At 31.9% G+C, this 7016-nt stretch carries 5 protein-coding genes; 4 read left to right on the forward strand and 1 reads right to left on the reverse strand.

Annotation, left to right across the window (positions count from 1 at the left end; translation table 11 throughout):
- Nucleotides 1-697 precede the first annotated feature (697 nt).
- The 4 genes from ACP6PL_RS27915 (at nt 698) to ACP6PL_RS27930 (ending at nt 4731) form a co-directional block, all read left to right on the forward strand.
- Entirely contained in the window at nt 698-2005 is a 1308-nt protein-coding gene (locus tag ACP6PL_RS27915; RefSeq protein ID WP_426548603.1) for an ATP-binding protein, read from the forward strand.
- 194 nt (nt 2006-2199) lie between these two features.
- The gene (locus ACP6PL_RS27920) at nt 2200-2646 is read left to right on the forward strand and encodes a tellurite resistance TerB family protein (protein ID WP_426548604.1); all 447 of its coding nucleotides are present in this window, start codon (nt 2200-2202) and stop codon (nt 2644-2646) included.
- Nucleotides 2647-3246: 600 nt separating this feature from the next.
- Nucleotides 3247-3663, forward strand: a complete 417-nt coding sequence (locus ACP6PL_RS27925; protein ID WP_426548605.1) for an acyl-CoA thioesterase — start codon at nt 3247-3249, stop codon at nt 3661-3663.
- Between the two features lie 324 nt (nt 3664-3987).
- Nucleotides 3988-4731: a class I SAM-dependent methyltransferase gene (locus ACP6PL_RS27930; RefSeq protein ID WP_426548606.1), complete on the forward strand. Its 744-nt coding sequence runs from the start codon at nt 3988-3990 to the stop codon at nt 4729-4731.
- A 469-nt stretch (nt 4732-5200) separates the two neighbouring features.
- Here the strand turns inward: ACP6PL_RS27930 and ACP6PL_RS27935 are convergent, their stop codons facing one another.
- Nucleotides 5201-6730, reverse strand: coding sequence for a 2-succinylbenzoate--CoA ligase (locus tag ACP6PL_RS27935; protein ID WP_426548607.1), 1530 nt, complete (start codon nt 6728-6730; stop codon nt 5201-5203).
- Nucleotides 6731-7016 lie beyond the last annotated feature (286 nt).

The raw sequence follows: 7016 nt of genomic DNA on the forward strand, positions 1-7016 counted from the left end.
ACATCGCTCTATTTGGCATACGCTATATATAGTGTCTTTGCGTAAGTCCTGATAACATTGAAGTATTGCCACAATTTAGCATTATTTTTGGTAATTTGTATAACAGGAAAGAAAAAAGATAACTGTACTTCAGGGAGAATTAAAAAGTATGAATCATAAAGATTATCAGCTAATCTTAGTAATTGCTTAACTTTTCCCTAAGCTGATAACGTAGTTCCTCTATAAGAGATTAGCTTAGGGAAAGCTAGCTGAATACTTAAAGATTAGATAAAAAGTCTGAAATTATTACTCCTGTTCTTTACTCCCTAATTCCCAGATATTTTCTACAGAACTAGGCTGAGGATTACTATAACAGTTTTGGAGATATTTTCCTATTCTTAGGCATATCTTAAGTCAATGTAAAAAAACAGTAGTTTATAACTATAAAGAGTAAAATCATTTCTATAATTACATATTTATTAACTCTAAAAATTACTATAAAAAAATAGCTTGTGATTCAATAGCTATCAGCTTTTCCTACGGAATGCTACGCAAAAAGCATTTAGCTTGAGCGCTAAAAAAAAATCAAGGATAACAGTCCCTCACCATAGAGCGAAAAAATTAGTGCTGCCCCTTTCATGGGGCTTTTAATCCCCAATTATACACTTTTAAAATGCTGACTGCTACTTCAATCAGTCTATTAAATAATTAATCAATTATGTCTTGTTTAGATGCCCAAGTTATCGCCCAGATTCAAAACTTACAACAGCAAATAGCATCTCTATTGTTATATGATTCTGTTCTCAAAAAAACAGTCGGTGAAGCTTTTATCCAGTTATTAGAATCTTTGTCTAAAAATGATGAGAGTGGAATAGAATGTATTCGAGCTTATAGTAATTGGTTTAGAACTATTGCTAGTCAAAATATTTCTTGGCAAGAATATATAATTTATCAGATTCTTCAGGATGATAATCCCTTTAGTAAACAAGTTCAACAAAGAAATTTGACCAGTCTCTCTCCTAATTTAATTGCAGCAGCAAAACACGATCTGCAAATTTTACAAAATCTTTATCAGTGTAGTAGCAAAACAATTAGTCAGTGGATACAAAAAATCGCTAATTTAGATCAACCTCCAATTGCTTGGGAACTACAATTAGAAGAAAAAGAACCTATCTATCAAAAGTTAAGAAATTTAGAAAATTGGGCAGATGCTATTGAGACCTTAGTCACTCACTATAATAATTTTGGCACAGGTTTATTCGCTGAATCAATTGCCTTTGAATGGCAGAAAGGTAAACTAATAACTATTACCCATCCTGATCCAGTACAGTTAAAAGAATTAGTAGGATATGAATTCCAACAAGATACCTTAATCAAAAATACAGAATTTCTCCTAGCAGGATATCCAGCACTTAATATACTACTTTATGGTAGTCGTGGTTCCGGTAAATCTTCCTTAATAAAAGCATTATTAAATAAGTATAATAAACGTCAGCTCCGTTTAGTTCAAGTGGCTAAATCAGATTTAAAAGATTTACCATTAATTATAGAAAAATTACGCAATGTTCCACAAAAATTTATTATCTTTGTCGATGACCTTTCCTTTGAAGAAGATGATGATACTTTTAAGGCTCTCAAAGTCGTTTTAGAAGGTAATTTAACTGCTAGACCACCAAATGTGGTAGTCTATGCTACATCAAATAGAAGGCATTTAATAAGAGAATTTTTTAACGATCGTCCTCGCCCAAAAGATAGTGATGAAGTTAATAATTGGGATACAGTTCAAGAAAAGCTTTCTTTCAGCGATCGCTTTGGTTTAACTTTAACTTTTGAACCTGCTAACCAAGATACTTATTTAAAAATTGTCAGACATCTGGCAAAAGAGGAAAAAATCAATCTAAATCCTCAAGATTTAGACTATCAAGCTTTACAATGGGCGACTAGAAATAATGGTCGTTCTGGGCGAACGGCACGACAATTTGTTGATTTTCTCAAAGCTGACTTAGGAGTTTTTGAGAAGTATTGAAGCAGGTGATAGGTTTTAGGTTCTATTGAATAATAGTGGAATTTTTAACCTAATTGTCTAGATATTAGGTATTAAATAAATTTTTATTATCTATAATCTACGACCTACAACCTATTCCCTAAAACTTCACACCTACAATTCCCGAAAAATCGGAACGTAGTCAAAGTAAAAAAATCACTAATGAGGTAACTAAAATGAGTCTTTTTGAGCAAGGAACAGCAACAATACAAGCTACTGATATTAAATTAGAACCTGCTGAAGCTTTTGCAGCGATCGCTTTAATTGCTGTAGCTGCTGATGGTATTATTACTGAGAGTGAAAAACAAGGTATTAGTAATATTTTCTCTCGCATGGAATTGTTTAGTAATTATTCAGATCAAGGCAAGAGAGAAATGTTAAATCGTCTCTTAGGTATGATTAAGAATAAGGAAATTAAGCCTTTGTTTGATGCTGCGGTTGCTAAACTTCCTAAAGAGTTAAGAGAAACAGTTTTTGCTGTTAGTACAGATTTGGTTTTAGTAGATGGAGACCTTGCTGAAGAGGAAGAACAACTTTTGAATGAATTGTATAATGCTTTGGAAATTTCTGAAGCAGTGGCCACTAAGATTATTGATGTAATGATGATTAAAAATAAGGGTTAATTTAACAAATCTGCGACTATAATTCAGGAGTCAAGAGGTAATAAGAAAGAACAAGCCTGTAGTTATAATTCAGGAAGTCATCATGGGTTTAAATTTCCCGTGCTTATTGCCTTATCCCTCCTGGTTTACTTCAAAAAATTAATTTTGATTGATATACAATTAAAAATGCTAAATTAAGATTTTAGTAATTGCTCATTTTTTCAGTTTTGGCTAAAATTTAGATATTTTATAGTGAATCAACCTGAGTAATACCAATTACCAAAAACAATGCTATTGGTAATTAGTAATTAGCAATAACTTTTTATATGATTATCTCCAGCATGGGTGTATATTATTGCTATTCCTTTTTTTACTGCTCCCCTACTTCTCTACTCAATAAAATGTATAAAAGTTTTTCAGATTTGGTATAACAGGGGATTAAAAAAATTCAAAGTCTTTGGCTAGATAGTATTTGAGGATAGGATATAACGATCCTTTAATCACCGGATTTGGTATTACTATTTCTGAGTTTCAAATCCTCTGTAATGGTTTGGAGACCAAACCCGTACTTCGTATTCTTCAAAATCTTATGTATCCTCACCATTCGATTTGTTTCTATCAATGTCTTTTTACTATACAAGAATAGTTCATTTTCAGGATACTGATGCTGCAGGTGTAGTTTATTTTGCTAATGTTTTAGCAATGTGCCATGAAGCTTATGAGGCATCTTTAACAGAATTTGGTATTAATTTGAAGGTTTTTTTTAGTAGTCAAGAAGTTGCTATTCCAATTATTCATGCTAATGTTGATTTTCGTCGTCCGATGTTTTGTGGGGATGAGTTAACTATTGAATTAATGCCTAAAAGTTGGAGAGATGATGAGTTTGAAATTTCTTATCAAGTCTTTTTAAAAGAGGTGGGAGAAAAGTGGGTGGTGAGAGCTAATACGAAGCACGTTTGTATTCATCCTCAAAGTAGAGGTAGGCAAAAATTATCTGATGAAATGAGGGGATGGTTATTGAGTTTTCAAATTTCCTAGTTAAGTAGAATTAGAGGATAACAGAGTTATGAATACATTGAAGCATTTTTTTGATTGAATAAATCTCTTTAAGATCTGAAACTTTTATCTCTATTCGTTTTTTATTACATAATTCTGTTGCAAATTAGATAAAGCTCTATACTTAAGAAAAGCTATATAATACTAAAGCAGCATTATTTTTCTCTCCTAATATCAAATCCGATTATTATAGGGTAGTTACCTCAATATCGAAATCCTTATCAGGCAAAGATTTTGAATTTTGTAAATATCTCCTTACTAAAGCAGATTTGGTATAATAAACCTTTTGATAAAATTTACATAATTATGTCTAAAGATATTGCCAAAATTGGAAATCAGACTCTACCCTCTAGTGCGGCAATTTTTGCTAAAAACTGGCAGATATACCAGAAAATTCTCAAACATAATCACATGAGACATCAAGAAATGTATGATGTCTTACATCAGTTTATTCTCAATTATCCAGCTAAATTATTTTCTTTTTTAGATCTCGGTTGTGGGGACTTATCAACTATAACACCTTGTCTTATTGATAGCAATATTTATAGTTATACTGGTGTTGATTTATCACCACAAGCATTAGAAATTGCTCAAGAAAATATTGGCTATATTCCTGGTAAAAAAAAATTAATTACAGGTAATATCAGGGATGTAGTGAAAGAATTAGTGTCTACTAAAAACTTAAAAATTGACATTGTTTTTTCCTCCTATACTATTCATCACCTCAATACATTAGAGAAGAAAAATTTAATTAATGATATTTGCCAAATACTGCATCCTAATTCCTGTTTTATTTTAATCGATGTCTTTAGAGAGGAAGGAGAAAGTCGTGATTACTATTTAGCAAAATATTGGCAAAATATAACTAAAAATTGGTTTAGTTTGACTAAAGATGAAATAGACATGGCAGTTACACACATGGAAACTTGCGATTTTCCTGAAACAGAAAATACAATTATAAATCAAGCAAAAAACGCTGGTTTTAGCAAATGTGAGTTTATTTATCGAGACAAAGAACATCCTGGATATTTGCTAGTTTGCTATAAATAGGACTGTTATAAAGTCAAAAAATGATCTTAGTAATTTGTAGGGGTTGGGTCTCCAAAACTATACTTTGGCTTGACTATAATTAGGGTTTGCGCTCAAAAGTTTTATGGGTAAGGGTAGGAGTCAGGAGACAGGAGACAGGAGACAGGAGAAATGGGAATTATAGGGGAGGTACTCGAAAAATTATTCCTCAATTTTTCTGCCATAATCATCTCAAAATAATAACTTTTTGCAGCTCTATCCACCAAAAAGCTGTTACTTTTTTTAACTAAAAAATGCTTAAGTCTTCATCTGTCAATACTTTCATAATTAATCAGCAAGCGCTAATTCATGTTTATGACAAAGTAAAATAATGTCATAAATAGCAGAGGTAAGGAAGAAAGAACACTGAAGTTGGAAGAAGAAAAAAATAGAGAAGGAAAAAAAGAAAAAAAAAGTAGAGAGTAGGGGAAAAATTGAATAATATTTACACCTAATCTTTAATTCTTTGAATAGCAATTTCCTTTAACAACTCCCGATTAATTTTCCCTTGATAATTACGAAGTAAACTTTCCACTCTCACCCAATATTTAGGTTGTTTAAATTTGCTCAACTTTCCATCAATAGCAACTAATAACTTTTCCCTAGAAACTTCAAAATTATTACCAACATAAACAGCAGTGACAACTTCACCCCAATATTTATCAGGTAAACCAATTACACAAACATCATTAACTAACCCAGTTGCCAAAATAGCAGCTTCCACTTCTACCGGAAAAACATTTTCCCCACCAGTAATAATTTTTTGACTGTTACGACCTACTATTTTTAAGTAACCTTGACTATCAAAAAATCCTAAATCATCCGTTGCCAAACTTTCAGAATTATTAAATATATTAGGATAATACCCTAATGCCAAAGAATTAGCTTTAATACTAATATTACCAATTTGATTTTGACCTAATATCTCCCTACTTTCATTTTGAACGATAATTTTAGCGTGAGGTAATACTTCACCATTACTATTATTTCCTGCTAAAAAATCTTCTGGTTTAAGAGTCGCAACTTGAGAAGCAGTTTCTGTCATTCCATAAGTTGGAGCTAATTTAATTTGATATTTTCTGGCTGCATAAAATAATTCTTCCCAAGCAGGGGCACCACCTAAAATAACTGTCTGAAAATTTGATAACCAGTTAGCTATTTCTGCTTTTTGTAGCAAATTTTGTAACTGGGTTGGCACCAGGGAAATGAAAAATTCATTGGGGTTAATATTCCATTCAGTTTTATCAAAAATATCTTTATAGGATGGCAAAATTATTAAATTTCCTCCAGTGGTAAAGGAGCGCATAAACTGCATTAAACCACTGACATGATATAGTGGTAAAACACAAAAGGAATTAATTTGTTGTACTTGGAAATATTCTTGAAAACCTCTCACGGATGACATTAAAGTTTCCCATGTATGAATAGCAAATTTAATTTTTCCAGACGATCCACCAGTAGGAATCATAATCAAATTTTGTTCATTAGTCAGAGTTTTTTTATAGAGGTTATCTTTAGGTAACCTAGATGTTTTTTCTAAACTCTCTCCTAGAAATTTATGGTTAAGGATATTGCCCAAAATCATGTCTGGTTGTACTAATTTTAAAACTTCTTCCCATTCCAGTTTTCCCCAGTTAGGATTACATAAAAATACTTGATAACCAGCAGCAACGGCAGCAATAAAATCGGCAAGGAATTCTGTTGGTTTTGGTTCTGATATTAATACTTTACTTGGAGTTTCTGGATTTGCTATTTTGATTAAGTCAGTAAACTTTGACTCTGCAAGACAAGAAAATTCACTATCAGTAAAGAAGTTGCTATTTCTGTTGAGTTGGTATTTTTTTAGGTAGTTAAAAATTTGATTCATATCGCTCCGACGGATAAAGACTAGAAATTTTCTGCCTTTGCCAGAATTTTCCCTCAGACTAGAGAAAGATTTCTCGACAAAATTAGCTAAGAAGCAAAATATTTTATCTGCCACAACTATATAGATAAGGTTTGACTCGCCCTCCCCAGATACAGACTTAAAATTTTCTGCCTTTGCCAGAATTTTCCCTCAGACTAGAGAAAGATTTCTCGGCAAAATTAGCTGAGAAGCAAAATATTTCATCTCCCACAACTATATAGATAAGGTTCGACTTACTTCCACAGATACCAGACTTAAAATTTTCTGCCTTTGCCAGAATTTTCCCTCAGACTAGAGAAAGATTTCTCGGCAAAATTAGCTGAGAAGCAAAATATTTCATCTCCCACAACTATATAGATAA

This window comes from Dapis purpurea BLCC-M126 (genome assembly GCF_050015975.1).
Lineage (GTDB): Bacteria > Cyanobacteriota > Cyanobacteriia > Cyanobacteriales > Microcoleaceae > Trichodesmium.